Here is a 25176-nt window from a genome sequence, read left to right as displayed (position 1 = left end):
CATGACGACCACCCATCTGTCGATGTCGACAGTGACCTACGAGACGGCAGCTCGCGTTGTCGATGCGGGACTGCGCATCGCCGCGGCCGTCGGTGTCCGCGCCGTCGTGACCGTCGCCGACCCGGCCATGGCGATGGTCGCGTTCGGCCGCGCCGACGGTGCGACGCCGCACAGCGTCGAGACGAGTCGCCGCAAGGCTGCGACGGCCGCATCGACGCGCAAACCCACCTCGGCGATCGCGCCCGACCTGGCCGTCGCGCTCGAACACGGCACCGGAGGGATGCTGACGAGCGTCAAAGGCGGCGTCCCGCTCGTCTTCGACGACGTGCACATCGGCGGTGTCGGCATCGCGGGCGGACGCCCTGATCAGGATGCCGAGATCGCCATCGCCCTCCTCGAAGAACTCGGCGCGAACACGGAGGTTGCCCGATGAACACGTCGCGCATCGACCGAGCGGGTCTGCAGGTCGCCGAGCCGTTGGTGGCGTTCGTCGAGGACGAAGCTCTGGCCGGCACCGGCATCGACGCCCGGGTGTTCTGGCAGGGCGTCGCCGAGATCATCGCTGATCTCGCTCCGATCAACCGGGAACTGCTGAGCGTACGCGAGCGGATGCAGCACAGCCTCGACGAGTACCACCGGGCTCACCCCGGCAGGCCGGATGCCGCAGGCTACCGTCGCCAGCTCGAAGAGATCGGCTACCTGGTCGCGCCGCCTGAATCCGTCGAGGTCGTCACCGAGAACGTCGACGCCGAGATCGCCGAGATCGCCGGTCCGCAGCTGGTCGTGCCGCTGCTGAACGCGCGCTTCGCCATCAACGCGGCGAACGCACGCTGGGGATCGCTCTATGACGCGCTCTACGGAACCGACGCGATCCCCGACGCGGGCGAGCTCACCCCCGGCCGGGAGTACAACCCCGCTCGCGGAAGTGTGGCGATCGCGCGGGGTCGCGAGCTGCTCGACGAAGCGGCGCCCCTTGAGCGCGGATCACACGGTGACAGCGTCGGCTACTCGGTCGAGGCCGGTGCTCTTCGCGTGCACCTCTCATCCGGCGAGAGCGTTGCGCTCGCCGACCCGGATCGCTTCATCGGGTACTCCGCAGATGCGGCGGATCCGGCATCCGTCATCGTGGTCCATCACGGGCTCCACATCGAGATCGTGCGCGACCGTGAGAGTGCAATCAGCCGCACCGACCCTGCCGGAATCTCTGACCTCGTGATCGAATCGGCGATGACCACGATCATGGACCTCGAAGACTCCGTCGCCGCCGTCGACGCGGACGACAAAGTGCTCGGCTACCGCAACTGGCACGCGCTCATGCGCGGTGACCTTCGTGCCGATGTCACCAAAGCCGGAAGCACGTTCGTGCGGACGATGAACCCCGACCGGACCTACACCGCACCCGACGGCGGCACCGTCACGCTGTCGGGACGGTCGCTGCTGCTGGTGCGCAACGTCGGACACCTGATGATCACGGATGCAGTTCTCGATGCGACCGGTGCCGAGGCGCCCGAGGGAATCCTCGACGCGATCATGACCGTGCTGGGGTCGATCGCCGACCTGCGCGGACCCGCGGCGGGCACCAACTCACGCGCCGGATCGGTCTACGTCGTCAAGCCGAAGATGCACGGACCCGAGGAAGTCGCCTTCGCGGTCACACTGTTCGAGCGCGTCGAGAGACTGCTGGGTCTTGCGCACGCCACGGTGAAGCTCGGCATCATGGACGAAGAACGCCGCACGAGTGTCAACCTCGCCGCCTGCATCGACGCTGCACGCGAGCGGGTCGCCTTCATCAACACGGGCTTTCTCGATCGCACCGGAGACGAGCTGCACACCTCGATGCGCGCCGGCGTCATGGTGCCGAAGGGCGCGATGCGTGACGAGGCATGGCTGGCGGCGTACGAACGGTCGAACGTCGATATCGGCGGCGCTTCGGGTCTGCGCGGGCGGGGCCAGATCGGCAAGGGCATGTGGGCGATGCCCGATCTGATGCACGACATGCTCGACCAGAAGTCGGGCCAGTTGCGTGCCGGGGCGACCACCGCCTGGGTGCCCTCGCCGACGGCCGCGACGCTGCACGCGCTGCACTATCACCAGATCGACTCTGCGGCAGTCGCCGCTGAGTTGGCCGGCCGCCCCGCTCAGCCTGTGGATGACCTGCTCGAGATCCCGCTGGCGTCGGCGCCACTGTCGCCCGAGATGGTCGAGACGGAGCTCGACAACAACGTGCAGTCGATCCTCGGCTATGTCGTCAGGTGGGTCGATCAAGGTATCGGATGCTCGAAGGTCCCGGATATTCACGGCACAGCGCTCATGGAAGACCGCGCCACGCTGCGTATCTCCAGCCAGTTGCTGGCGAACTGGCTGACGCAGGGGGTGATCGGCGTCGACGAGATCGATCAGAGCCTGAGGCGTATGGCCCCTGTCGTCGATGAGCAGAACGCCGACGATCCGCTGTACGAGTCGCTCATCGGGACGGATGGCCCCGGGCTCGCCTTCACTGCCGCACGTCGGCTGATCATCGAGGGCGCCGAGCAGCCGAACGGATATACCGAACCGCTGCTGCACCACCTGCGCCGGGCGAAGAAATCGGCCATCGCCACGGGCTGATCTCCACCGGCGCGGTGTCGCTACGATGACGCCATGACCGTCGAGCATAACTGGGCAGGAAACCTTCGCTACCGGGCGGCGACGGTCGAGCACCCGGCATCTCTTGATGCTGTGCGTGCCGCCATCGCGCGCGGGGGAGAGGTGCGGGTGCTCGGCACGCGGCACAGCTTCAACGACATCGCCGACACTGACGGCACGTTGCTGGCGCTGGATAGCATGCCGCGCGTCATCGAGGTGAACGAGGCGCAGGATGCCGTGCGCGTCAGCGGCGGCGTGCCATATGGCGAGCTCGCGCTGATTCTTGAGCGGCAGAAGTTGGCCCTCGCCAGTCTCGCCTCGCTGCCACATATCTCGGTCGCCGGTGCTGTCGCGACGGGGACACACGGTTCCGGGGACGCGATCGGGTCGCTCTCGTCCGCCGTCCGGGCGCTGACGATCATCACCGCCACGGGGGACGCTCGTCGATTCGCCCGCGGCGAGCCGGAGTTCGACGGCGCGGTCATCAACCTCGGCGCGCTCGGTGTCGCCGTCGACGTCACCCTCGACGTCGAGCCGACCTACGAGGTCGCGCAGCACGTGTACGAGCATCCGCGGTGGGATGCCATTGTCTCCGACCTGGATGCCGTCACCGCTGCGGGGACGAACGTCAGCATCTTCTCGACGTGGCAGCGAACCGACGCCGCCGATCAGATCTGGGTGAAGCAGCGTCTGCCCGACGAGCGGGCGGCGCACCGAGCAGAGCTCGCCGAGCGGCTCGGTGCGAGCGCGGCGGAGGGGCCGCGGCATCCGATCCTCGGCGTCGACCCGCAGGCGACGAGTGCTCAGGGCGGCACCCCCGGCCCGTGGCACCAGCGGTTGCCGCATTTTCAACTGGAGTTCACGCCGTCTGCGGGTGCTGAGATTCAAAGCGAATATCTGGTCCCCCGCGCGGATGCGCCCGCCGCGATCGAGGCCGTGCGGGGCCTCGCCGATCGCATCGCCCCCGTGCTGCATGTGAGTGAGATGCGCACGGTCAGACGCGATGACCTGTGGCTCAGTTCGTCGTTCGGGGCGGATACTGTCGGGCTGCACTTCACGTGGAAGCGTGACGAGCCGGCCGTTCGAGCCGTTCTTCCGGCGCTCGAAGCGGCCCTGCCACAGTCGGCCCGACCGCACTGGGGCAAGGTGTACACGCTCGACGCCGCCGAGGTCCGTGCGCGCTATCCGCGCTGGAGTGACTTCACGGCACTGCGTGAGAGCGTCGATCCCGAGCGTCGATTCGTCAACGACTACCTGCGACGGCTCGGGGTCTGACGCGCTTCGGCAGTAGGTCACGGCATCCGCTTCGACCGAACTTGAACCTCAAGTCACTTGAGCACCCACAGTGGAGAACATGAACGATACAGACCACACTCTCCACGCCATTGGCGATGTCGCTCGACGTACGGGCCTGAGCGTCAGCGCCATCCGTTTCTATTCCGACGAAGGCCTCGTTCCGCCCACTGACGAGACCGATGGCGGCCACCGGCTGTACGACCTGGAAGCCGTCGCTCGATTCGAGTTCATCCGCACCCTGCGCGACCTCGACACCGGGCTCGACCAGATCCGACGCGTGCTCACCGGCGTCGTCTCGTTGCGCGATCTGCTCGCCGAACACCTCGATGTCGTCGAGAGCCGGGCGAGAGAGATGCAGTCCCGACGTGCCGTGTTGCGTGCGCTCGTGCGAAATGACTCCAGCGCACAGCGCGCGAAGCTGCTGCAGCGTCTTGTGGCGATGTCGGATGCAGAGCGTCAGCGAGTGATCGATGACTTCCTCGAAAGCGTCTCCGACGGGCTTGGCGAGTACGCGGTCCGGAAGCTGCGAGACGCGCACCCGCGGTTGGCTGACGACCCGACGCCCGAGCAGCTCGACGCGTGGATCAGCCTTGCGGAGCTGCTGCAGGACGACGCATTCCGCGAGCGGACTCGTGCCTACCTGCGTGAGACGTATGCGACCGAGGTCGGCGAGAAGATGGCCGCCGAACCGGTGCAGGAGTTCATCAATTCAGCGGGCGCCGACCTGATGCCGACGCTCAGCGCGGCGTGGGAGGCGCAGCACGCACCCAGCGACCCGCGGGTGATTCTGCTCGCTGACGAGTTCGTGATGCAGAGCGCGACAGCCGCGGGTGCCGTTGGCGACGATGACCTTCGCCGCCGCCTGGCGCGGGTGTACGAGCAGGTCGACGCCCTCACAGCGCAGGCGCTGTCGCACGAGGAATACCGCGCGACCGAGGGGCGCTACCTCGAACTGGTCGCCATCATCAACGACCAGCCGCACCCGGCGGCAGATCTGGCGCGGCCGGCGAGCTCGGAAGCAGATCAGCCGTCCCGGCTGGCCCGCTTCGGGCACTGGCTCTCCGAGGCGATTCTCGGCACGATCGGACGCACCTCGACCTGATCGCCCGGACGACCCGATATCGTCGGGGGCGATGAGAGAGATATCGTGACCCCGCGTTCTGGGCGTCAATTCACGCTGAGCTCCGGTGAGTACGAGGCAGCGGTCGTCAGCGTCGGAGCTTCGCTGCGGATGCTGAGACACCATGGTCGCGACCTCGTGGTGCCGTTCGACGCCGACGAGGTGCGGCCGGTGTACCGGGGAGCCACGCTCGCTCCCTGGCCGAACCGCGTCGTCGACGGGCGCTACGCGTTTCGCGGCGACGAACATCAGCTTGCGCTCACCGAGCCAGAGCGAGGGCATGCGCTGCACGGACTGCTCGCCTGGGCAGAGTTCACCGATCGCGTCGTCGAGTCCGACCGGGTGGTGCTGGCTGCCACGATCGAGCCGCAGAGCGGCTACCCGTTCCGGGTCGGCGTCGAGGTCGAATACCGCCTCGACGCCGACGGGCTCGCCCAGACAGTGAGGGCGCACAACCTCGGGCCGGATGCTGCGCCCTGGGGAACCGGCCCGCACCCGTACCTGGTGGCCGGCGCAGGATGCGTCGATGACTGGGTACTCACGCTGCCGGCATCTGAAGTGCTCACCGTCACAGACGACCGGCTGAGCCCGGTCGCCGTCGAGAGCATCGATCAGCACCCTCAGTGGGACTTTCGTGAACCGTGCGCGATCGGCGACGTCTTCATCGACCATGCCTTCACCGCGCTCGCCGCTGTGCATGGGGCGGCCGAGGTGCGCGTTGCCGGAGCGGACGGGCACGGGGTTGCGATGCGCTGGGACGAGCGCTGCCCGTGGGTTCAGGTGCACACCGCCGACCATGCCGACGAACGGATGCACCGCAGCGGCCTTGCCGTCGAACCGATGACCTGTCCGCCCGATGCGTTCAACTCGGGTGTCGACCTCACGGTGCTCGAACCGGGCGCTGTCGCCGAGGCATCCTGGCGAATCACTGCGTTCTGATCACGTTATGCGCATGGAGGCATCAACGTGCCAGCAGCGCATCGCGGCGGCAATATCATAGGGCTCGTGACCAATGAGAATCCGGACAATTCCGCGCCCGACTCTGCTGACGTGACCTCAGGGCAGCACGACTTCGCCACCTCGCTGTCGTCTGAAAGTGCTGCTCCCGAGGCGCCCGCCGAGGTGCCCGCTGCGGCTGAGGCGCCCGCTGCGCCGGAGACTCCTGCTGCGCCCGCGGCTCCTGCCGTGAGTGAGCCGGTTGCCGCTGCGGAAGCCGTTGTGCCGCCCGCCCCGGTGGAGCCGGTTGTTCCGCCGGCATCCGAACCGGCCGCCGCATACTCGGCTACGCCGGCCGCGCCCGGTTACCCGGGAGCGGCTCCGCACGATCCCACTGACGCCTACGCGCAGCAGCCCGCGGGCGCCTACGCACAGCAGCCCGCTGACGCCTACGGGGCGAACGCCTACCCCGGTGCGCAGCAGGGTGGCTACCAGGCGAACGGCTATCCCGTTGGTGCGTACTCCGCTCCTGCCCCGGCGCCGAAGAAGCCGATGTCGAAGGGGCTGCTGTTCGGTCTCATCGGCGGTGGCGTCGCGCTCGTGCTGATCATCGCCGCTGTGATCGTCGTTCCCATGATGCTGCGCGGGCCGTCGCAGACGGCATCCGGCGTCGTGGAGGAATACCTCACGGCGATATCTGAAGGTGATGCCGAGGCCGCGCTCGAGTTCATCGATACCTACGCTGACGACAGCCTGCTCACCGATGAGGTTCTCGCCGCCTCCCTCGAGCTCGCACCCATCACAGACATCGTCGTCGAAGAGTCAGAAGCCGTCGAGGATTACGCCCGCACGGAAGTCTCGGCATCGTTCTCGATCGGAGGCGAGACGGTCGAGCGTGAGTTCGAGGTGTACAAGTCGGCCAACGACTGGGTGCTCTACGATGGCGTCGTCACGACGATGCTCTCGAATTTCGAAGGCCTGGGGCTGACGGTCAACGGTGCTGAGCCGGGTGACGAATCTGTCGCGCTGTTCCCGGGTACCTATCAGCTCGCGCTGGGGTACGAGCAGTTCGCCATCGACTCCGACGTCGACACCTTCACGGTCGTGGAAGACGACGACGGCGAGGACTTCTGGGATCTGTACCCGGTGCTCACCGACGAGGGGGCCGAGACCTTCCGGTCGCTGGTGCGCGCCGCTGTCGAAGAGTGCGTCGCGATGAAGACGCTCACGACACCCTGCGGCATGGACCTCACCGACATCGATCTGCAGGGCTACACCCCGGTGGACGGCACCGTCACGCGGACCATCACGGCCGAGGGGCAGAAAGACCTCGACGGTATGGAGCCGGAGGCCGACTACAGCACGCCCACGCTGGTGTCGACGTACGATTCCGTCGACGTCGACATGACGATCCAGGGCAAGAAGGACGGCCAGACCGCCGAGTTCGACGTGTGGTTCGGCGGCTACATGAACAGTCCCTCCGTCGACTTCGCCGAGGAGAACCCGACCGTCACCTGGGAGTGATCTCGTCGGCCATCCAGCCGCAGGTGAAGAGAGACCCCCGCCGACCCGATTCGGCGGGGGTCTTCTGGGAGCTGCGCTCACCGTGGCGCGGAAAGCTCGTGACTACCCGTTCCGGTCTGAAGACTTCCGCGCAACAGCAGTTGTAGGCGACGAAGGTGACCGGCAGGTGAACGTGGAGCGAACGCTTCTTCTCGCTCGAACGCAGGCTCAGGCACGGAGGGCGGCTGAAACCCGACTCGCTAGTTCGGTGGGGGTCTTCAGCAACGGCGCTGTGACTTCGATCACCGTCCAGCCAGCAGCGCGCAGGGCTGCTATCCGCTCGATATCCTTGGCCCAGCGCTCGGCGTGGAGGATGCCGTGATACTCCACGATCACGCCATGCTGCGGATACACCATGTCGCCACAGCCGAGGAAACGACCGTAGGCATCGAAGATGTCGATGTTCAAGTCAGGCTCGGGAAGTCCAGCTGAGACCAGGAGGCACCGTACCTGAGTCTCTCGCGGCGACCAAGAGTCTTCTCGGATCAGCTCCATCGCCTCGCGAAGTCGCGCGGCGCCGCGGCGTCGTCCTGCTTCGAGCATCGCGCGCAGGCCATCGAGGGTGGCAAGCGGAGCGCGTCCGACATTCTTTCGGCCATATCCGCAACGCCACCGACGGCAGAAATAGTCGCCGAGAGCGACGAGATCGAAAAGCGGCAGCGTGCCGAGTGCGACCCAGGTCGCCGCCGATGTAGAGACGCGAAGAGCCTTGTGCTGGGTGACCGCGGTCAGGCTTGCAAGAGTGCGATGGCCGACGATGCCTGCCGCGCGGGGGAAGGGGACTGCGCCTGTCGCGCTGACATGCAAGCTAAGTTCATCGGCCTCTGCGAGCTCGTCGTCGGGAGTGAACTCCAGCGGCAGCGGTGCACCCCACAGCGAAGCCGCTGTCTGATGGCTGAAATGGTGACCGAAGTGAAGGCGCGGTGCGTAGATGCGCGCTCTTGCAGCGCGGTCGACGCGTTGTCGTTCGAACGGGTTCTCGATGGGGTCAGCGTCCTCCTCGTCCACTGTTCGGGTGCGAACGCCGTGGATCCGCACGAGTTCCGTACGCAGACCCAGAGATTTACTAGGGTGCCCTAGTAAATCTCTGGGTGTCCGTATAAAATGGTCATCGTGCCAACGAAGGCACGAAGGGACATCACAAAATGACTCGTACCATTCCTCACTTCATAGGCGGATCGCTCCATACCCCGGACGCTGGCCGCTTCAGCGACGTCTACGACCCGAGCCGCGGCGCGGTGCAGGCCCGGGTTCCGCTGGCCTCCGCCGAAGACGTACACGCGGTCATCGCGAACGCCGAGGCGGCGCAGCCCGCGTGGGCAGCGACCAACCCGCAGAAGCGGGCGCGTGTGCTGCTGAAATTCCTCGAACTCGTGCATCGCGACATGGATTCGCTCGCCACGCTTCTCTCCAGCGAGCATGGCAAGACGTTCGACGATGCCAAGGGTGACATCCTGCGCGGCCTCGACGTCGTCGAGTTCGCCGCGGGCGCTCCCCACCTGCTGAAAGGCGAGTACTCCACCGAGGTCGGAACGGGCATCGACGTCTACTCGATGCGCCAGCCGCTGGGTGTCGTCGCCGGCATCACGCCGTTCAACTTCCCCGCCATGATTCCGCTGTGGAAGGCCGGGCCCGCGATCGCCGCCGGAAACGCCTTCGTCCTCAAGCCCAGCGAGCGGGACCCCTCCGTGCCGGTGCGCCTGGCCGAGCTGTTCGTCGAAGCGGGGCTACCCGCGGGCATCTTCAACGTCGTGCACGGCGACAAAGAGGCCGTCGACACCCTGCTCACGGACGAGCGCGTGCGCGCGATCGGCTTCGTCGGCTCGACCCCGATCGCTGAATACATCTACACGACCGCCGCTACCCACGGCAAACGCGCTCAGTGCTTCGGTGGTGCGAAGAACCATATGATCGTCATGCCCGACGCTGACCTCGAGCAGGTCGCCGACGCTCTCATCGGAGCCGGCTACGGCTCGGCGGGCGAGCGCTGCATGGCGATCTCGGTTGCCGTGCCGGTGGGCGAAGAGACCGCCGAGGCGCTCGCCGTCAAACTCACCGAACGGGTCGGGCAGTTGCGCGTTGGCCCCGCACTCGCCGACGACGTCGACTACGGACCACTCGTCGCGCGTTCGGCGCTCGAGCGCGTCGAAGGTTACATCCAACAGGGCATCGACGAGGGCGCGACGCTGCTCGCTGACGGGCGCGGCTTCACCGTGGACGGTCACGAAGAGGGCTTTTACCTCGGACCCACGCTGTTCGACCACGTCACCCGCGACATGACGATCTACCGTGAAGAGGTGTTCGGGCCTGTGCTCGTGATCGCACGCGCAGCCGACTACGAAGAGGCTCTGGCCATGGCATCCGATCACGAGTTCGGAAACGGCGTCGCGATCTTCACCCGCGACGGCGACGCGGCTCGCGATTTCACCGCACGCGTGAACGTCGGCATGGTCGGTGTGAACGTGCCCATTCCGGTGCCGATCGCCTACTTCACCTTCGGTGGATGGAAGCGCTCTGGTTTCGGCGACCTCAACCAGCACGGCCCCGACGCCTTCCGCTTCTATACCAAGACCAAGACGGTGACGAGCCGCTGGCCGGCGCACGGGGTGCGCGAGGGCGCGAGCTTCGTCATCCCGACGATGAAGTAGCAGCTGATGACCATGACGACGACGTTCACCACCTCTGAAGAGCGCGAGGCGATTCTCGGCGCGGTCCGCGAATACGCCGAAAGCGAGCTCGCACCGTTCGCCATCGAGCGCGACGAGAAACATCTCTTTCCCCGCGAGGCACTGCAGCGCGGCGGCGATCTGGGCCTGGGCGGCATTTATGTGCGTGAAGAATCCGGCGGCACAGGACTCTCGCGCACTGACACCGTCGCGATCTTCGAAGAGCTCGCCAAGGGCGACCCGACGATCGCCTCGTACATCTCGATCCATAACATGGTCGCCTGGATGATCGATACCTACGGCGACGATGCGCAGCGGTCGCAGTGGCTTCCGAAGCTGACCGCGATGACCGAGTTCGGCAGCTACTGCCTGACCGAACCCGGTGCGGGCTCTGACGCCGCAGCCATCGCCACCAGCGCCGTGCTCGACGGCGAGAGTTACGTGCTGACGGGCGTGAAGCAGTTTATCTCGGGCGCCGGTGAAGCCGGCGTCTATGTGGTCATGGCGCGCACCGGCGACCCTTCGACAGGCTCAGGGACCGGTGGCGGGGCTCGCGGGATCAGTGCATTCCTCGTTCCCGCTGGGTCGGAAGGGCTGAGCTTCGGGACGCTCGAGAAGAAAATGGGCTGGCACGCCCAGCCCACCAGGCAGGTGATTCTCGATGGCGTACGCGTGCCGGCAGCCGCCATGCTCGGGGCCGAGGGACAGGGCTTCGCGATTGCGATGTCGGCGCTCAACGGCGGCCGGCTCAACGTCGCGGCCTGCTCGCTGGGCGGTGCGCAGTGGGCGCTGGATCGCGCTGTGCAGTACGTGCACGAGCGTGTCGCGTTCGGCGAGCCGCTGGCGGAGAAGCAGTCGATCCTGTTCACGATCGCCGACATGCGCACGCAGTTGCAAGCCGCGCGGCTCATGGTGCGCGATGGCGCCGAAGCCGTGGATGAGCACGATCCGGATGCCACGATCCGCTGCGCCATGGCGAAGCGCTTCGCGACGGATGCCGGATTCGACGTCGCCAACCAGGCTCTTCAGCTGCACGGCGGATACGGATACCTGCAGGACTACGGCATCGAGAAGGTCGTGCGTGACCTGCGGGTGCACCAGATCCTGGAGGGCACGAACGAGATCATGCGCCTGATCGTCGGTCGCGAGATGCTGCGACCGGCCGGGTCGGCGTCGATGCGGAGGGCATCATGAGTCGAATCGCTTTTCTCGGTCTCGGGCATATGGGGCTGCCCATGGCCGTCAACCTGGTCAAGGCCGGGCACGACGTGCACGGCTTCGACCTCTCGCCCGCGGCCGTCGAGGCAGCTCGTTCTGCGGGCATCCCGATCGCCGCGAGCGGGGCGGATGCCGCGGCATCCGCCGATGTCGTCATCACGATGTTCCCCGCTGGGCGGCACGTGCTGCAGGCGTACGAGAGTGAGCTCCTGGCAGCCGCGCAGCCGGGAACGCTGTTCATCGAGTCGTCGACAATCGCGGTCGACGAGGCGCAGGCCGCGCATGAGCTTGCTGTCGCGGCGGGGCATCGCAACGTGGATGCTCCGGTCTCCGGCGGCGTGGTCGGCGCCGAGAACGGCACTCTGGCATTCATGGTCGGCGGCGTCGACGACGACTTCGCGGCCGCGCTGCCCCTGTTGGAGGTGATGGGCGGACGCATCGTGCACTGCGGAGGACCGGGGCTCGGACAGGCTGCGAAGGTCTGCAACAACATGGTGCTGGCGGTGTCGCAGATCGCTGTCGCCGAGGCGTTCGTATTGGGGGAGCGCCTCGGGCTGTCGCACCAGGCGTTGTACGACGTCACCGCGAACGCCTCGGGCCAATGCTGGGCGCTGACGACGAATTGCCCGGTGCCGGGGCCCGTGCCGACCAGCCCCGCCAACCGCGACTATCAGCCCGGGTTCGCCGGGGCCCTCATGGCCAAGGACCTCGGCCTCGCCCTGCAGGCGATCGAGCAGACGTCGACCGACGCCCAGATGGGGCGACTCGCCCAGCAGCTGTATGCGGCGTTCGCCGCTGGTGATGGTGCCGGACGCGACTTCTCCGGCATCATCACCGACATCCGCGAGGGGGGAGTGTGAGACTCGCGTGTCCCGATCTGCGGACATTGTCCCGATCTGCTGAGCAATCTCGCAGAAACCTCAGCAGATCGGGACAGGCTCCGCAGATCGGGACGTCGGTTGTCCGGCAGACCGTAGCCAAACGTGAGGAGTTATCGATGACCGAGTACGAGACGATCCTGGTTGAGCAGCGCGGCCGCGTCGGTTGGATCACCCTGAACCGACCACAGGCGCTGAACGCGCTGAACTCGCGCGTCGCGCAGGAAGTCACGGCCGCAGCTGTCGCCTTCGACGCCGATGAGGGTGTCGGCGCGATCGTCGTCACCGGTTCGGAGAAGGCCTTCGCCGCGGGCGCGGACATCAAAGAGATGCAGTCGATGTCCGCGGCCGATATGCGCGACACCGATCATTTCGGCGAGTGGCGTGACTTCGCCGCCGTTCGCACGCCCGTGATCGCCGCAGTCAGTGGCTTCGCGTTGGGCGGCGGATGCGAGCTGGCGATGATGTGCGACATCATCCTCGCCGCCGACACGGCGAGGTTCGGACAGCCGGAGATCAATCTCGGCGTGATTCCGGGAATGGGCGGCACGCAGCGCCTCGTCCGGGCGGTCGGGTACTACAAGGCCACGGAGCTCATTCTCTCTGGCCGCATGATGGATGCCGCAGAAGCAGAGCGCTCCGGGCTCGTATCTCGGGTGGTCGAGGCATCCGCTCTGCTGGACGAGGCGACGACGCTGGCCGAGACCATCGCCTCGAAGTCGTTGCCCTCTCTGTACGCCGCGAAGGCGACGCTGGATGCCGCAATGGAGACGCCGCTTGCCGAAGGCCTCGCTGTGGAGAAGGACGCCTTCACGGCGCTCTTCGACACAGCGGACCAGAAAGAGGGCATGGCCGCGTTCTCGGAGAAACGGGCACCCGACTTCACCCACCGCTGATGCGAGGCGACCGCGCAGAGGGAGTCGTCAGCGCTCCACCGAAACGGCCAGCACGGTGTTGCGCTGGGTGATGAGGCGGCGTAGGTAGGCGCGCATGACGAGGCGGTCGACAACGGTCCCGATCGGTCCGAACGGTGAGCGGAACGTGATGGTGTCACGCATCAACGTGCCTTCTGCATGCGGCTCGAACTCGTGCACGTGAAGGAAGTTCCTGAACGGACCGTGAATCTGCTGATCACAGAACCGGTGCGGAGGGTCGATGGCGTAGACGCGCGAAGTGAGATGGAAGGGGACGCCGAAATGACGTGCACGCCAGGTCACGGTCGAGCCCTCCGTGAACGAGCCGCCCGCGGGTCCGGCGGCCATCGTCTCGCCGTAGCGCGCCATGGACTCGACGTGCAGGGCCGGATCGAGCGAGGCTGCGAACACGGCGCCAGGCGTCGCGCGGATCACGCGCTCGAGGACGAACTTGGCCATCAGAGCGGATCGGGCTGTGGCCGGGGGTCGGTGAAGTCCCCGGCGTTCTTGCGCAGACGCGCGACGATACCCACGAGATCGGCCGCATCGTCGGAGGAGAGCCCCGGGCTCGCGAAGACCTCGGTATTGAGCGCTGCCGTGGCGCGATCAGCGAGGTCACGGCCGCTGGCGGTGAGCGTGAGCATCGCCGCGCGGCCGTCGTGCGGATGCGGTTCGCGCACGATGAGGCCGTCGCGCACCAGGCGCTCCGCCGTGCTCGTGACGGTGGTCGGATGCACCTGCAGACGCGCGACCACGCTCGACAACGGCAGGCTTCCGGCGCGGCTGAACGCCAGGAGTCGAAGAACTTCGTATCGCGCGAAGGAGAGGCCGAACGGCTTGAGCGTTGTATCCACTCGGGAAAGCAGCAGTTGCTGCGCGCGCATAATGGACGTCACCACGGCCATGCCGTCGGCCGCGTCAGTCCACCCGTGTGCCAGCCATTGGCGCTTCGCCTCGGCGAGTGGATCGATCGGCAGGGGTCGTGGACGGGGCACGACTCTACGCTACTGGGTGCGCGTCAGGTCTCCAGGAATTGTGGAGTTTGTATACATTAGGGGTCGTTTGCCCGGGCGGAATCGGAGGAAGCCGCTCAGTTTGGCTACATTCACCCGGTTACAGATAGACTCGGCCCTGTCGTGAGGAGCGTTCGATGAAGATTTTCGTTCTTGTCAAAGAGGTGCCTGACACCTATGGCGATCGAAAGCTGAACCTGGAGACTGGGTTGGCTGATCGCGGTGCTGGCGACGTGGTCTTGGATGAGATCACCGAGCGTGCGCTGGAAGTCGCGCTCAGCTATGCGGGCACCGCCGACGATGTCGAGGTCGTCGCACTGGCCATGGCGCCCGAGTCGTCGACAGCATCGATTCGCCGCGCGCTCGCGATCGGCGCGGCATCGGCCGTGCACGTCGTCGACGAGCAGCTCGCCGGCGCCGATCTGGGCCTGACCGCTGAGGTTCTCGCCGCAGCCATTCGCCGGGCTGAGCCCGACCTGGTCATCACGGGCAACCTCTCCACCGACGGGTCCGGTGGCATGCTCCCGGCGATGCTGGCCGAGCACCTGGGTTACGCGCAGGCCACGGCTCTCAGCGCCGTCGAGATCACGGCAGACGGTGTCTCCGGCACCCGTGCCGCCGACGATGGATCGCAGTCGGTGACGGTTTCATTCCCCGCGGTCATCTCGATCACCGAGGCGCTTCCCGATGCGCGCTTCCCGAACTTCAAGGGCATCATGGCGGCGAAGAAGAAGCCGCTGGAGACTCTCTCGCTCGACGACCTCGGTGTCTCGGCCGATCCGGCGCTCGCGCCGCGGGCGATCATGACCGCCGTGGCAGAGAAGCCCCCGCGCGCGGCGGGCGTCAAGATCGAAGACGAAGGCGACGCTGCGGCGAAGCTGGTCGAGTACCTCGTGCAGAACAGGCTGGTGTGAAGATGAGCTACCCCGAGAAGCCGATTCTCGTCCTGGTCGATGTGACCCCTGCCGGTGAGGCAGCATCGTCGACGGCGGCACTGATCGGAGCCGCGTCGACGATCGGATCGCCGGTCGCGCTGGTTCCCGGTGGATCGACGGCCGCGGTGGATGCCGCCGCTGCGGCCGGGGCATCCGTCGTGCTGACCGCTGATGCTGATGCCGGTGAGCTGACCGTCGGCCTGGTCGATGCTGCGCAGGCCGCATACGAGAAGGTGCAGCCTGACGCGGTGCTGGTGTCGAACTCGATCGCCGGCCGTGACGTGGCCGGTCGACTCGCGGTACGGCAGAAGCTTGCGCTCTTGGTCGATGCGATCGGTGTCGAGCGTGACGAGGAGGGCATCATCGCGCACCACTCGGTGTACGGCGGTGCTTACCTGGTCGACTCGGCTCCGACGTTCGGCGCTCCGGTGATCACCGTGCGCCAGGGCGCCGTGGATGTCCGCGCTGAGGCTGTCGCGTCACCGACTGTCGAGGCGCTTGAGGTAACGCCGTCGGGTGTGGCCGCGGCGAAGGCCGGAGACGTGGAAGTCATCGAGGTCGAGTCCTCGCGTCCCGAGCTGCGCGGAGCGGCGAAGGTCGTCTCTGGTGGCCGCGGTCTCGGCTCCAAAGAGAAGTTCGTGCTCGTCGAGCAGCTCGCCGACGCGCTCGGTGCCGCCGTGGGCGCGTCACGCGCCGCCGTCGACGCCGGATACATCCCCTACGCACACCAGGTCGGCCAGACCGGAGTCTCGGTATCGCCGCAGCTGTACATCGCGCTGGGTATCTCGGGCGCCATTCAGCACCGAGCCGGCATGCAGACCGCGAAGAACATCGTCGCGATCAACAAAGACGGCGAAGCGCCGATCTTCGACGTCGCAGACTTCGGCATCGTCGGCGACGTGTTCACGATCGTGCCGCAGGTGATCGAGGCACTCGAAGCGCGGAAGAACTAGCTATGGCGACGCGGATGCTGCGGCAGGGCTTGCCGCGTGTGGCCGGCGGGGATCCCTGGCCTCCTGCCGGCGAGATCGAGGTCGCGGAATCCGCGACGACGGATGCTGCCGCCGCCGCACCGGTCACGGAACCTGCAACTGCGGATGCTGTGGCCACGGCGACGACGGTTGAGGCCGCGACAACGGCACCGGCGGCGGAGCCCGTCGACGCATCGGTGTCGGGCGACGCGCCGGTATCGGGCCCGGAGCCTGTTGCAGTGTCCGATGCCGCCGGGACGGCGTCGACCGTCACGCTGCGTCGTGGTCTGCCCCGCGCACCCGGCGGCGAGCCGTGGCCTCCTTCGGACGCAGCATCGGTGGTAGCCGCGACACCGAGTGCTGCCTCGCCCAGCATCCCGGCATTGACTGCCGCTGCGGCACCGGAGTCGGGCACGGTCGATGAGGAAGCCGTCGGCGAGCTGAAGCCCGTTGAGCCTGCGGAGCGCGAAGCATCCGCTCCCACCGCTTCATCTGGTGTGGCTTTGCGCCGTGGTCTGCCCCGGATGCCTGGCGGTGAGCCGTGGCCTCCGGCCGGTGCAGTCGCAGTGACTGCGGAGTCTGCTGCCGCCCCGTCGGGGGCATCCGACGCCGCTGTGGAAGCGAGCGCGTCGGCCGAGTCGGCAGCGGATGCCGATGCGATCCCGGCGGCGACGGTCGCGACCATCGATGTCAGCACACCTCTGCCGTTCCAGCGGACGGTCTTTCCCGGCAAGACGGCGTTCACGCGCCCCGCTCCAAGGCCGGAGCCGGCCCGGATCGGTCCGTTCACGAAGGGGCAGTGGGTGGGGGCTGTCATCATCGGCGGAGGTGGCCTGCTGGTCGCGGCCGCGATGGCCGTGCTGTTCGTGCGCTGGCTGCTGAGCCTTGACCCGTTGCAGGACTGGCTCGCGATCTACCCGGGCGAATATCACCTGCCCGAGGGTGCGCCGGTCGGCTTCCCTGCATGGCTGGGATGGCAGCATTTCTTCAATGTATTCCTGATGGTGCTGATCATCCGCTCGGGTCTGCGCATCCGCACCGAGAAGCGTCCGACCGCATTCTGGACGCCCCGCGGCAACGCCAAGGGCAAGGTCAGCTTGACGATCTGGTTCCACCAAGCGCTCGATATTCTCTGGCTGATCAATGGCGTCGTCTTCATCGTGCTGCTGTTCATGACCGGGCAGTGGATGCGGGTGATTCCCACCAGCTGGGAGGTATTCCCCAACGCGATCTCGGCGGTGCTGCAGTACATCTCGCTCGACTGGCCGACCGAGAACGGCTGGGTCAACTACAACTCGATCCAGCAGATCACGTACTTCACGACGATCTTCATCGCAGCGCCGCTGGCGGCTGTCACCGGTTTCCGGATGAGCGGCATGTGGCCGAAGAACGCCGAGAAGCTCAACAAGATCTACCCGATCGAGTGGGCGCGCGCGGTGCACTTCCCGGTGATGCTCTACTTCGTCGTATTCATTGCGATTCACGTGTTCCTGGTCTTTGCCACCGGCGCGCTACGCAATCTGAACCACATGTATGCCGCGCAGGGGTCGACGGACCCGAGCGCCTACGCCGACAACTGGACCGGATTCTGGATGCTCGTCGCATCGCTCGTGGTCATCGCCGCCGCATGGGTCGCAGCGCGCCCCCTGGTGCTCGCGCCCATTGCAAAGCTCTTCGGGACGGTCAGCGCGCGCTAGTCCCTCCCGGGGCCGCCGAGCCCCCGTTTTATCGTCGACCCCCGTCCTGTGTGCGTCTGCGCGACGGGGTGACGAGTCGGCGCACAGTTTTGACGCGAGAACTCGCGAACGCCAAGACATTGACATTTTGGAGCGCATGCTGCGTGGATCGATCGTGGATCCCGCCACGCGTCTGGCGATCACCGGGCCGTGCGCGGTCGACTGGCGAGAGGGCATTCGCCGGACTGTCGCTCAGCGCCATCCCGACAGCCCCTTGACAGGGCACCAAGCAAACGCTTGACTGGTCAGATGTTCGCTCCGCTCGCCTTCTTCTCCCTGGTCAGCCTCGATGATCGCTCGCAACACGGCGCGTACAACCGCTGGCACCAGCTCGACCATCGTCCCGAGAACCTCGCGCTGCCCGGGGTGGCATGGGGTGACCGTTGGGAGGTCGCCGAAGGCGACTCCCCGCTCGTGTCCGGTGAGCTCGCCGGCGACGTCGATTTCTTGGCGATGTACTGGTTCCGGGAACCCGTCGATGAGTCAGTGGCGGCGTGGGATGCCCTCGGCGAGGCCTCCTTCCAATGGGGGCGCGGTCCGCTCATTCCCGGCATCCGGCGTCCGATGCTCGCGTTCTTCCGGCCGGTGAAGGGATATGCGGCCCCCAGGGCGCTGGTCAGCGCTGACGTCCTGCCGTACCGGCCCAACCGTGGTCTGCACGTGACGATCACGCGCTTCGACGACCCGCATGGCGAGGCCGCGCACGCCGCGCACGCGCGCGAGGATCGAGAGGTGATCCCGGCGCTGCTCGACGTCGACGGGGTGGCGGGAGCATGGTCGTTATCGTTCAGTCATCCGCAGCGGCACTCGTCGCTGCCGTTGGCTTCCTCACCCGACGAACCGCCGGGGAGCATGCGTGTGCGGCTGGTGTACCTCGAAGAGGATCCGGCCGCGGTCACGCCCACGCTTTTGGATGCGGAGCGCTCGTTCGGTGAGCGGGAGGGCGCACTTGTGCTCTCAGCGCCGGTGCGCACGATCGTTCCGTGGCAGGACTGGTGAGCGCGTCCGTCGAGAAGCGCCTGCGGGCGCTGGAGGACAGAGCCGAGATCGCCGAACTGATCTCGCGCTATGGCCCGGCCGTGGACTCCGGCGACGGAGATGCCGCCCGCGCCCTGTGGGCGGACGACGGCACGTACACTTTCGAAGACGTCACACTCGATGCTGACGGCATCCGCACGCTGACCGAGTTTCCCACCCACCAGGGCTACATGCGTGCCGGATGCGCACACGTCATCTCGGCGCCGCACATCACGATCAGCGGCGACACCGCCGTGGCGATCACGCACTCGGTCGTCTTGATCCACGGCGACGGGCGCTGGGAGGCCGAGCGGGTCAGTGCGAATCGCTGGGAACTCGTGCGCACCGCAGACGGCTGGCGCGTCGCTTGTCGCCGTAATCATCTGCTCGATGGCGATGCGAAAGCCCGGGCACTGCTTGCCGACTGAGCCTCACCCGCCGAAGCGTGTCAGCGGCGTCTCACCGGAATCCCCCAGTCGGCTGAGCGTTCCCGCGCGCGGGCCCAGCGCACTGCCGAACCGCACGTCCCAGGAATCGTAGGTGACGTCGCCGAGAGCGCTGCGTGCGTGATGCGCCCAGTTCGGGTGTGCGAGCATCTCTCGTCCGAGCAGTACGAGATCGGCGTCGCCACGGTCTACCAGCAGCTCCGCCTGGGCGGGATCGACGATGAGCCCGACCGTCGCGGTGCTCGCACCCGTCGCCTCACGGATGCGGCGCGAGAAGTCCGCATGGAACGCGTAGCCGCGCCGCACCCGGGTGTCGACGCTCCGGTCCGTCGTGATCCCACCCGATGAGGTGTCGATCACGTCGACGCCATCGTCAAGCAGTGCACGGGAGATCTCGACGACCTCGTCGATCTGGTTTCCGCCCTCGGCGCCGTCGACCGATGAGATCCGAAAGGACAGGGCGAGGTCTGGGCCGATCGCCGCACGCACCGCCCGTACGACTTCGCGCGGGTAGCGAAGCCGCCTTTCCGGGTCGCCACCGTAGGCATCCTCGCGCCGATTGGACACCGGTGAGAGGAACTGATGCAGCAGATATCCGTGTGCACCGTGCAGTTCGATGAAACGGAAACCGGCGGCAGCGGCACGAGCGGCCGCATCGCGCCAGTCAGCGACCGAGCGCGCGATGTCGGCGGTGCTGAGCTCTTCGGGAGTGGGGAAACCCGGGCCAGCGGGAAGCGCCGAGGGGGCGACCACAGGCCAGGCGCCGAGGCCCTCGGCTGCGTCATCGGCATCGAGAGGTGCTCCGGCGCGCCAGGGCTCGCGAACGGCTGCGCGGCGTCCGGCGTGACCGAGCTGGATCCCCGGGACAGATCCGTGCGATTCGATCGCACGTGCCACGCGCTGCCATCCGGCGATGTGTTCGTCGCTCCAGATGCCGGCGTCGTGATGTGAGATGCGGCCGCGAGGGTGCACGGCAGTGGCCTCGGCGATCACGAGACCCGCGCCGCCCAGAGCGAACCGCGCGAGGTGTGCGAGGTGGAAATCCGTGACGAACCCGTCTTCGGAGGCATACATGCACATCGGCGAGACGCCGATGCGGTTCGGGATGGTGACAGCGCGCAGCGTCAGCGGGGAGAACAGAGTCATGAGGGGTCCTTCCGATCGGGGAGGCGGAGAATGAGGGCGATGATCATCGTGACGGCGCCGCTCAGCGCGCAGAAGCCGAAGGCGATCGTCAGTGCGGTGTGCGAGAGAAAGGCCGCATCGCTCGCCGCTGGCAGGGTGGCGATGAGGAAGGCGAACAGCGCCGCCGCGACCGCGCCGGAGAGTGAGCGCACGACGGAGTTGATCCCGTTGGCCACCGCCACTTGGTCGCGCGCCACCGAGATCGTGATGAGCGAGGGCATGGCCGCGAATGCGAAGGCGATGCTGCATCCGACCAGGGCCGAGCCGGTCACGACGCTCCAGACGTCCGCATGCACGAAGGTCCGAAAGATGTAGGCGCCAGTCATGATCCCCGCGCCGAAGAGCAGCGCGAACCGGGCGCCCAGACGGCTGATCGTCCGGGCGGCGATGGGCGCCAGCAGGATCATCGTCACCGCCGAGGGCAACACGAACAATCCCGCGGCGGCGACGGTGGAACCGAGCCCGAAACCGGTCGTTTCCGGCGCCAGCGCCTCCTGCATGGTGAGCAGGTGGTTGGCGTACATGCCAAAGGTCGCGAAGAAGCTGGCGATGTTGATGGGGGCGATCGGCGCCCGCATCGCGGTGCGCACATCGATCACCGGGTGGGGGTGGCGCAGCCCCCAGCGCGCCCAGCAGATCGCAGACACCAGTGCGGTGCCCATGAGGAGGAGGGATACGGGGCTCAACCAGCCCCAGATCTGTCCGCGCGAGATGCACAGCAGCAGCGCCGTGAGAGCGATGGAGAGAAGAACTGCGCCGACGTAGTCGAATCGCTGAGCGGAGCGTTGTGGCACCTCATCGATCCACAGGAGGCTGAGCACGCAGAACACGATGCTGACGACCGCGGTCGTCCAGAAGACGGCCGGCAGGCCACCCCATTCGACGAGCGGACCGCTCACGGTCAGCCCGGCCGCTGAGCCGATGCCGAGCGTGCCGCTCATCAGCGCGATGCCCATGGTCGCACGCTCTCGTGAGACCAGGGAGGTCAACAGGGCGATGCCGATCGGCACCACAGATGTGCCGAACCCCTGCAATGCGCGTCCGACCAGGACGCCAGGGAACGACGAGCTCATCGCGCCGATGACGGATCCGGCCGCCAGCAGTGCCATGGAGATCAAGAGGAGCCTGCGACGACCGTACATATCGGCAAGCCGTGTCGTCACCGGTGTGGCGACGACACCCACCAGCAGCGTAATCGTGATCAGCCACGAGGCATCGGCGGCGTTCGTATCGAGCAGCTCAGGGATCACCGGCAGGATCGGCACCATCGAGGTGAACTGGAGTGACGTGAGCATTCCGCTGGCCGCGAGTAGCGCCACCACCATGCGCTCGCGGCGCGCTCGCTGTGTCGTCACTGTTACCGTATCCGCTCGCAAGAGACTCTGCGGATACACTCTATCCCCACAAGCAAGCGATTGCTAGGGTACGAGTATGGTTGCGGATATGATTACGACGCTCAATCCCGCTCATCGTGAGGCGTGGGATGCGGGAAAAGTGGGGGAGCCGGAGGACCTCGGCGATGGGCTGTGGAGCATTCCGCTCGCGCTGCCGAGCGAGCGACTCCCCGGAAGTTACAGCTATCTCATCGATAGTGCTGACGGCATTCACGTCATCGATCCCGGCTGGCCCAGCGACGCGAACCTGACTCGCATCACCGATGTCATCACTTCGCTCGGCAAGACGGTGGGCGACGTCGCCACGATCGTTGCCACTCACCATCATCCAGACCACCTCGGCCTCGCTGATCGTTTGCGCGCGGCCTCCGGCGCACGGCTCGTCCTGTCTCAGACGGAACATCGCGTGCTCGAGATCGCGGCGTCACCGGATGCCTCGGATGCTGACACCTACCGCACGGTGCTGGCCCGCTGGGATGTGCCAGTCGAGCGACACGACGAACTGATCGCCTCGGTCGCCGAGCACTCACTGATCCACTATGTGGCACCGGATGACGAGGTATCCGATGGCGACGTGCTCACGCTCGGCGGACGGCAGCTTCGCGTCATCGCGACACCGGGGCATACTTCGGGGCACATCTGTCTGGCAGATGATGCGCGTCGCATGATATTCACGGGCGACCATGTGCTTCCCCGCATCCACTCCGCCGCCGGGCTGGGAATCCTCGAGGGCGATGAGCCGCTCGCCGACCTGCTCGCATCGTTGGAGAAGCTGGCAGAGTTCGATGATTGGCATGTGCTGCCGGGCCATGAGTTCCGCTTCACGGGCCTCGGTGTCCGGCTCGCGCAGGTCGCCGAGCATCACCTGCGTCGCACCCGCGCTGTGGCCGCTCTCGCGGATGAGCTCGGCGACGCATCGGTCTGGGAGTGGAGCCGGCACCTGCCATGGTCGGCAGGCTGGGAGCGCCTGGAGGGCTTCACCCTTCATTCGGCGCTTCGTCAGACCGAGATGCACCGTGATCTCGTGCGCAGCGGTCTCGCACAGCGGTGGCTCAGTCGCGACTGATTACGCGGCGCTGCAGGCGCCACCCGCTGGGTGTGCGGACGAAGCTGTCATCGTAGGTGCCCATGGCGACCAGCTCGGGCTGCGTGTTCGTCTGGCGGTAGTAGCGAAAGTACGAGCGCGACTGTGCTCGATCGCCGTCAACGTCGATAACGATGCTGGAGACATCGTGGCGGGTGTGTGTGCCTGGTCCCTGCAATCCCGCCTCGCGGCGGCTGCGCACACCGGCCAGGAGTGCGGCACGACCGCGGATGGTCTGTGTCTCCAGCGCCAGCCCGGTCGCGTCGGTGAGGTCCCAGACGGCGTCGTCTGTGAAGCAGTCGAGGTAGTCGTCGGGATCCCCGCTGTCGGCGAGCTGAGCTATGCGGCCGATGAGGATGATCAGCGCCAGCTGCTCTGTCATTCTTCTCCTGCCCAGCGCAGCAGGTGAGAGTGCAGGTCGTCGGGAATCGGCACAGAGGCCTGATCTGGTGACACGGTCACGACGGTGTTCTGGGCTCGCGCGACGACGACATCGTCATCGATGCGCACCATGCGGAACACGAAGCGGAACGAGGACGTGCCGATGCGTCCCATGCGCAGTTCGATGCGGACCTCGTCGAACAGTCGCGCGGCGGCGAGGTAGTCGCACTGGGTCGCGCGCGAGACGGTCCACCATCCGAACCGCTCGATCAGGGTGTCTTGACGCAGGCCCTGCAGATAGAGGAACTCGGATTGCAGCGCTTCCATCTTCGGGAACCACGCGGCGTAGTACAGGATGCCGGCGGGGTCTGTGTCTGCGTAGCTGAGCCGAATCGTGTGCGTGTGCAGGACAGGCCGGTCGTCGACCGCGGTCACTGCGTCACTGTCCAGCCGCCGTCGACGGGTAGGAAGGTGCCGTTGATGTAGCTGGCGATCGGCGACAGGAGGAACAGGGTCGCCCAGGCGATGTCGTCGGGGCTGGCCATGCGGCCCAGGGGGATGCGTGTGAGCACGCGCTGGCCGGTCTCGCTTGATGCGAATCCCGCCAGGCGCGGGGTGTCGGTCATTCCCGGGGCGACACCGTTCGAGCGGAACTCGTGAGCGCGGTGCGCGGCAAGGTGTCGGATGTAGCCCATGATCGCGGCCTTTGAGGCGGAGTACCAGGCATTGTCCGTACCCACGAGGTTTCCGGCGACGGATGTCGTCGCGACCATGGCCGCCCCTTCACCGGGCCCGGTGGATGCCCAGGCATCGGTCATCCGTCGTACGCTGCCGACGCAGATCTCCACAGCGCGATCAAACGGCATGGCCGAGCTGGAAGCGGGGCCTGCGTTGTTGTGTAGATAGCGGATGCCGCCGAGGGCGCTGTTGGCCTCGCCGATGCCTTCCTGCACGGCGGCGTCGTCGGAGACGTCGGCCGTCCACGTGTGCACACGAGCATCGGATGCCGCGCGCACGAGCTCACCTGTCTCGGCGAGCCCGTCGGGGTTGAGATCCCACAGGCTGACGGCCAGGCCCAGTTCTGCGGCGCGCACGGCGACGGATCGACCGATGCCACTGGCGGCGCCGGTGATGAGTACCGCGTCGTCGGGCGAGAATCCCAGATCGATGGAGGTCATATCCGCTCCTAACCAAGCATTTGCTTGTTACCAACATAGCGGTCTCGTATCGAACCGGCCACCCCCGTGAGTAGACCTTTCCGTCAGTGACTGCTCAGCACGAAACCGGCATAGTCGCCATCAGCGACCTCTTCGGCGCGGTTGATGTAATTGCGGAACCCGCCGATATACGGCAGGAATCCGCGGGCCTTGCCGGCGATGTTGGCGCCGGTGTACCACGAGTTCGCCGAGCCGAAGAGGGTGGCGTTGGCGAGATCGAGAGAGTGCTGCGTCCACTCGGCCGCGGCATCCTCCCGGGCCTCGATCGACGTCACGTCGTGCGCGGCACAGTGATCGATGATGCGCAGCGCATAGTCACCCTGCTGCTCGGCGCCCAGCGCCATGTTCGACAGCACGCTCGGCGTGCCCGGCCCGTTCAGTACGAGCAGATTCGGGAACCCGGGAAGGGCAACGCCGAGATACGTCGAGGGGAAGCCCTGCCACTCCTCTTTCAGCGAGCGATCCTCGCGACCGCGGATGTCGACCGCGGTGAGAGCACCGGTCATCGCATCGAAGCCCGTGGCATAAACGATCACATCGTGTTCGCGCAGTGTCTCACCAGCGCGGATGCCCTGCGGCGT

Annotated in this window: 24 protein-coding genes and 1 pseudogene; 16 read left to right on the top strand and 9 right to left on the bottom strand. The window is 66.7% G+C overall.

From position 1 onward, the window contains the following. Position 1: 1 nt before the first annotated feature. From Q1J95_RS02830 to Q1J95_RS02805, 6 genes are all read left to right on the top strand, one after another. Entirely contained in the window at positions 2-433 is a 432-nt protein-coding gene (locus tag Q1J95_RS02830) for a heme-binding protein (protein WP_300265756.1), read from the top strand. Beyond that, positions 430-2607: a malate synthase G gene (locus Q1J95_RS02825; RefSeq protein WP_300265755.1), complete on the top strand. Its 2178-nt coding sequence runs from the start codon at positions 430-432 to the stop codon at positions 2605-2607. The genes Q1J95_RS02830 and Q1J95_RS02825 overlap by 4 nt, the downstream gene beginning before the upstream one ends. 33 nt (positions 2608-2640) lie before the next feature. Beyond that, positions 2641-3900, top strand: coding sequence for a D-arabinono-1,4-lactone oxidase (locus tag Q1J95_RS02820; protein ID WP_300265754.1), 1260 nt, complete (start codon positions 2641-2643; stop codon positions 3898-3900). Between the two features lie 79 nt (positions 3901-3979). Beyond that, positions 3980-5023, top strand: a complete 1044-nt coding sequence (locus tag Q1J95_RS02815; RefSeq protein ID WP_300265753.1) for a MerR family transcriptional regulator — start codon at positions 3980-3982, stop codon at positions 5021-5023. Between the two features lie 42 nt (positions 5024-5065). Continuing rightward, positions 5066-5980: an aldose 1-epimerase family protein gene (locus Q1J95_RS02810; RefSeq protein WP_300265763.1), complete on the top strand. Its 915-nt coding sequence runs from the start codon at positions 5066-5068 to the stop codon at positions 5978-5980. Between the two features lie 66 nt (positions 5981-6046). After that, positions 6047-7501, top strand: a complete 1455-nt coding sequence (locus Q1J95_RS02805; protein WP_300265752.1) for a hypothetical protein — start codon at positions 6047-6049, stop codon at positions 7499-7501. A gap of 207 nt (positions 7502-7708) precedes the next feature. On the opposite strand, the gene Q1J95_RS02800 is transcribed toward Q1J95_RS02805, so the two are convergent. After that, positions 7709-8548 carry a DUF559 domain-containing protein gene (locus tag Q1J95_RS02800; RefSeq protein ID WP_300265751.1) on the bottom strand — a complete coding sequence of 280 codons (840 nt, stop codon included), beginning with the start codon at positions 8546-8548 and terminating at the stop codon, positions 7709-7711. A 137-nt stretch (positions 8549-8685) separates the two neighbouring features. Between Q1J95_RS02800 and Q1J95_RS02795 the strand changes: the two genes are divergently transcribed. From Q1J95_RS02795 to Q1J95_RS02780, 4 genes are all read left to right on the top strand, one after another. Further along, positions 8686-10188, top strand: a complete 1503-nt coding sequence (locus Q1J95_RS02795; protein ID WP_300265750.1) for a CoA-acylating methylmalonate-semialdehyde dehydrogenase — start codon at positions 8686-8688, stop codon at positions 10186-10188. 6 nt (positions 10189-10194) lie between these two features. Beyond that, positions 10195-11400: an acyl-CoA dehydrogenase family protein gene (locus Q1J95_RS02790; RefSeq protein ID WP_300265749.1), complete on the top strand. Its 1206-nt coding sequence runs from the start codon at positions 10195-10197 to the stop codon at positions 11398-11400. Further along, a complete protein-coding gene (gene mmsB / locus Q1J95_RS02785; RefSeq protein ID WP_300265748.1) occupies positions 11397-12284 on the top strand; it encodes a 3-hydroxyisobutyrate dehydrogenase in 888 nt (295 codons plus the stop codon). Before Q1J95_RS02790 ends, mmsB begins: the two co-directional genes overlap by 4 nt. A 137-nt stretch (positions 12285-12421) precedes the next feature. Beyond that, entirely contained in the window at positions 12422-13198 is a 777-nt protein-coding gene (locus tag Q1J95_RS02780; protein ID WP_300265747.1) for an enoyl-CoA hydratase, read from the top strand. A gap of 27 nt (positions 13199-13225) precedes the next feature. On the opposite strand, the gene Q1J95_RS02775 is transcribed toward Q1J95_RS02780, so the two are convergent. Both Q1J95_RS02775 and Q1J95_RS02770 read right to left on the bottom strand, forming a co-directional pair. Further along, entirely contained in the window at positions 13226-13675 is a 450-nt protein-coding gene (locus Q1J95_RS02775; RefSeq protein ID WP_300265746.1) for an SRPBCC family protein, read from the bottom strand. Then, positions 13675-14211 (bottom strand): MarR family transcriptional regulator, encoded by a 537-nt coding sequence (locus Q1J95_RS02770; protein ID WP_300265745.1) that lies wholly within the window; start codon positions 14209-14211, stop codon positions 13675-13677. Before Q1J95_RS02770 ends, Q1J95_RS02775 begins: the two co-directional genes overlap by 1 nt. A 155-nt stretch (positions 14212-14366) precedes the next feature. Between Q1J95_RS02770 and Q1J95_RS02765 the strand changes: the two genes are divergently transcribed. The 5 genes from Q1J95_RS02765 to Q1J95_RS02745 all read left to right on the top strand — a co-directional run bounded on the left by Q1J95_RS02765 (position 14367) and on the right by Q1J95_RS02745 (position 19316). Beyond that, positions 14367-15143 carry an electron transfer flavoprotein subunit beta/FixA family protein gene (locus Q1J95_RS02765; protein WP_300265744.1) on the top strand — a complete coding sequence of 259 codons (777 nt, stop codon included), beginning with the start codon at positions 14367-14369 and terminating at the stop codon, positions 15141-15143. 2 nt (positions 15144-15145) lie between these two features. Then, positions 15146-16117 (top strand): electron transfer flavoprotein subunit alpha/FixB family protein, encoded by a 972-nt coding sequence (locus tag Q1J95_RS02760; RefSeq protein ID WP_300265743.1) that lies wholly within the window; start codon positions 15146-15148, stop codon positions 16115-16117. A gap of 2 nt (positions 16118-16119) precedes the next feature. Then, positions 16120-17832 carry a cytochrome b/b6 domain-containing protein gene (locus tag Q1J95_RS02755; protein WP_300265742.1) on the top strand — a complete coding sequence of 571 codons (1713 nt, stop codon included), beginning with the start codon at positions 16120-16122 and terminating at the stop codon, positions 17830-17832. A 288-nt stretch (positions 17833-18120) separates the two neighbouring features. Further along, positions 18121-18870 (top strand): hypothetical protein, encoded by a 750-nt coding sequence (locus Q1J95_RS02750; protein ID WP_300265741.1) that lies wholly within the window; start codon positions 18121-18123, stop codon positions 18868-18870. Beyond that, the gene (locus tag Q1J95_RS02745; RefSeq protein WP_300265740.1) at positions 18855-19316 is read left to right on the top strand and encodes a nuclear transport factor 2 family protein; all 462 of its coding nucleotides are present in this window, start codon (positions 18855-18857) and stop codon (positions 19314-19316) included. Before Q1J95_RS02750 ends, Q1J95_RS02745 begins: the two co-directional genes overlap by 16 nt. Positions 19317-19319: 3 nt before the next feature. On the opposite strand, the gene Q1J95_RS02740 is transcribed toward Q1J95_RS02745, so the two are convergent. Together Q1J95_RS02740 and Q1J95_RS02735 are read right to left on the bottom strand one after the other, a co-directional pair. Beyond that, the gene (locus Q1J95_RS02740; RefSeq protein ID WP_300265739.1) at positions 19320-20480 is read right to left on the bottom strand and encodes an NADH:flavin oxidoreductase/NADH oxidase; all 1161 of its coding nucleotides are present in this window, start codon (positions 20478-20480) and stop codon (positions 19320-19322) included. Beyond that, positions 20477-21874 carry an MFS transporter gene (locus tag Q1J95_RS02735; protein WP_300265738.1) on the bottom strand — a complete coding sequence of 466 codons (1398 nt, stop codon included), beginning with the start codon at positions 21872-21874 and terminating at the stop codon, positions 20477-20479. The genes Q1J95_RS02740 and Q1J95_RS02735 overlap by 4 nt, the downstream gene beginning before the upstream one ends. Positions 21875-21962: 88 nt before the next feature. Between Q1J95_RS02735 and Q1J95_RS02730 the strand changes: the two genes are divergently transcribed. Continuing rightward, entirely contained in the window at positions 21963-22979 is a 1017-nt protein-coding gene (locus Q1J95_RS02730) for an MBL fold metallo-hydrolase (protein ID WP_300265737.1), read from the top strand. Here Q1J95_RS02730 and Q1J95_RS02725 read toward each other — a convergent pair. The 4 genes and pseudogenes from Q1J95_RS02725 to Q1J95_RS02710 form a co-directional block, all read right to left on the bottom strand. Next, complete coding sequence (locus tag Q1J95_RS02725; RefSeq protein WP_300265736.1) at positions 22966-23379, bottom strand: nuclear transport factor 2 family protein; 414 nt, start codon at positions 23377-23379, stop codon at positions 22966-22968. The two genes, Q1J95_RS02730 and Q1J95_RS02725, sit on opposite strands and share 14 nt — an antisense overlap. Continuing rightward, complete coding sequence (locus Q1J95_RS02720) at positions 23376-23813, bottom strand: thioesterase family protein (RefSeq protein WP_300265735.1); 438 nt, start codon at positions 23811-23813, stop codon at positions 23376-23378. The genes Q1J95_RS02725 and Q1J95_RS02720 overlap by 4 nt, the downstream gene beginning before the upstream one ends. After that, positions 23810-24556, bottom strand: a complete 747-nt coding sequence (locus tag Q1J95_RS02715) for an SDR family oxidoreductase (protein WP_300265734.1) — start codon at positions 24554-24556, stop codon at positions 23810-23812. Before Q1J95_RS02715 ends, Q1J95_RS02720 begins: the two co-directional genes overlap by 4 nt. A gap of 83 nt (positions 24557-24639) precedes the next feature. After that, positions 24640-25176, bottom strand: a pseudogene (locus Q1J95_RS02710) (cyclohexanone monooxygenase); the annotation flags it as partial.

The sequence above is a fragment of the Microbacterium sp. genome, from assembly GCF_029263575.1.
Lineage (GTDB): Bacteria > Actinomycetota > Actinomycetes > Actinomycetales > Microbacteriaceae > Microbacterium.
The sequence above is the reverse complement of the archived record's forward strand: the minus strand, read 5'-3'. Positions and strand labels throughout refer to the sequence as shown.

What these genes read in the sequence shown, in the direction of transcription:
- Q1J95_RS02830 (WP_300265756.1), top strand. Translation starts at nt 2, where the DNA reads ATGACGACCACCCATCTGTCGATGTCGACAGTGACCTACGAGACGGCA.
- Q1J95_RS02825 (WP_300265755.1), top strand. Translation starts at nt 430, where the DNA reads ATGAACACGTCGCGCATCGACCGAGCGGGTCTGCAGGTCGCCGAGCCG.
- Q1J95_RS02820 (WP_300265754.1), top strand. Translation starts at nt 2,641, where the DNA reads ATGACCGTCGAGCATAACTGGGCAGGAAACCTTCGCTACCGGGCGGCG.
- Q1J95_RS02815 (WP_300265753.1), top strand. Translation starts at nt 3,980, where the DNA reads ATGAACGATACAGACCACACTCTCCACGCCATTGGCGATGTCGCTCGA.
- Q1J95_RS02795 (WP_300265750.1), top strand. Translation starts at nt 8,686, where the DNA reads ATGACTCGTACCATTCCTCACTTCATAGGCGGATCGCTCCATACCCCG.
- Q1J95_RS02790 (WP_300265749.1), top strand. Translation starts at nt 10,195, where the DNA reads ATGACCATGACGACGACGTTCACCACCTCTGAAGAGCGCGAGGCGATT.
- mmsB (WP_300265748.1), top strand. Translation starts at nt 11,397, where the DNA reads ATGAGTCGAATCGCTTTTCTCGGTCTCGGGCATATGGGGCTGCCCATG.
- Q1J95_RS02780 (WP_300265747.1), top strand. Translation starts at nt 12,422, where the DNA reads ATGACCGAGTACGAGACGATCCTGGTTGAGCAGCGCGGCCGCGTCGGT.
- Q1J95_RS02775 (WP_300265746.1), bottom strand. Translation starts at nt 13,675, where the DNA reads ATGGCCAAGTTCGTCCTCGAGCGCGTGATCCGCGCGACGCCTGGCGCC.
- Q1J95_RS02765 (WP_300265744.1), top strand. Translation starts at nt 14,367, where the DNA reads ATGAAGATTTTCGTTCTTGTCAAAGAGGTGCCTGACACCTATGGCGAT.
- Q1J95_RS02760 (WP_300265743.1), top strand. Translation starts at nt 15,146, where the DNA reads ATGAGCTACCCCGAGAAGCCGATTCTCGTCCTGGTCGATGTGACCCCT.
- Q1J95_RS02755 (WP_300265742.1), top strand. Translation starts at nt 16,120, where the DNA reads ATGGCGACGCGGATGCTGCGGCAGGGCTTGCCGCGTGTGGCCGGCGGG.
- Q1J95_RS02750 (WP_300265741.1), top strand. Translation starts at nt 18,121, where the DNA reads ATGTTCGCTCCGCTCGCCTTCTTCTCCCTGGTCAGCCTCGATGATCGC.
- Q1J95_RS02740 (WP_300265739.1), bottom strand. Translation starts at nt 20,480, where the DNA reads ATGACTCTGTTCTCCCCGCTGACGCTGCGCGCTGTCACCATCCCGAAC.
- Q1J95_RS02730 (WP_300265737.1), top strand. Translation starts at nt 21,963, where the DNA reads ATGATTACGACGCTCAATCCCGCTCATCGTGAGGCGTGGGATGCGGGA.
- Q1J95_RS02725 (WP_300265736.1), bottom strand. Translation starts at nt 23,379, where the DNA reads ATGACAGAGCAGCTGGCGCTGATCATCCTCATCGGCCGCATAGCTCAG.
- Q1J95_RS02715 (WP_300265734.1), bottom strand. Translation starts at nt 24,556, where the DNA reads ATGACCTCCATCGATCTGGGATTCTCGCCCGACGACGCGGTACTCATC.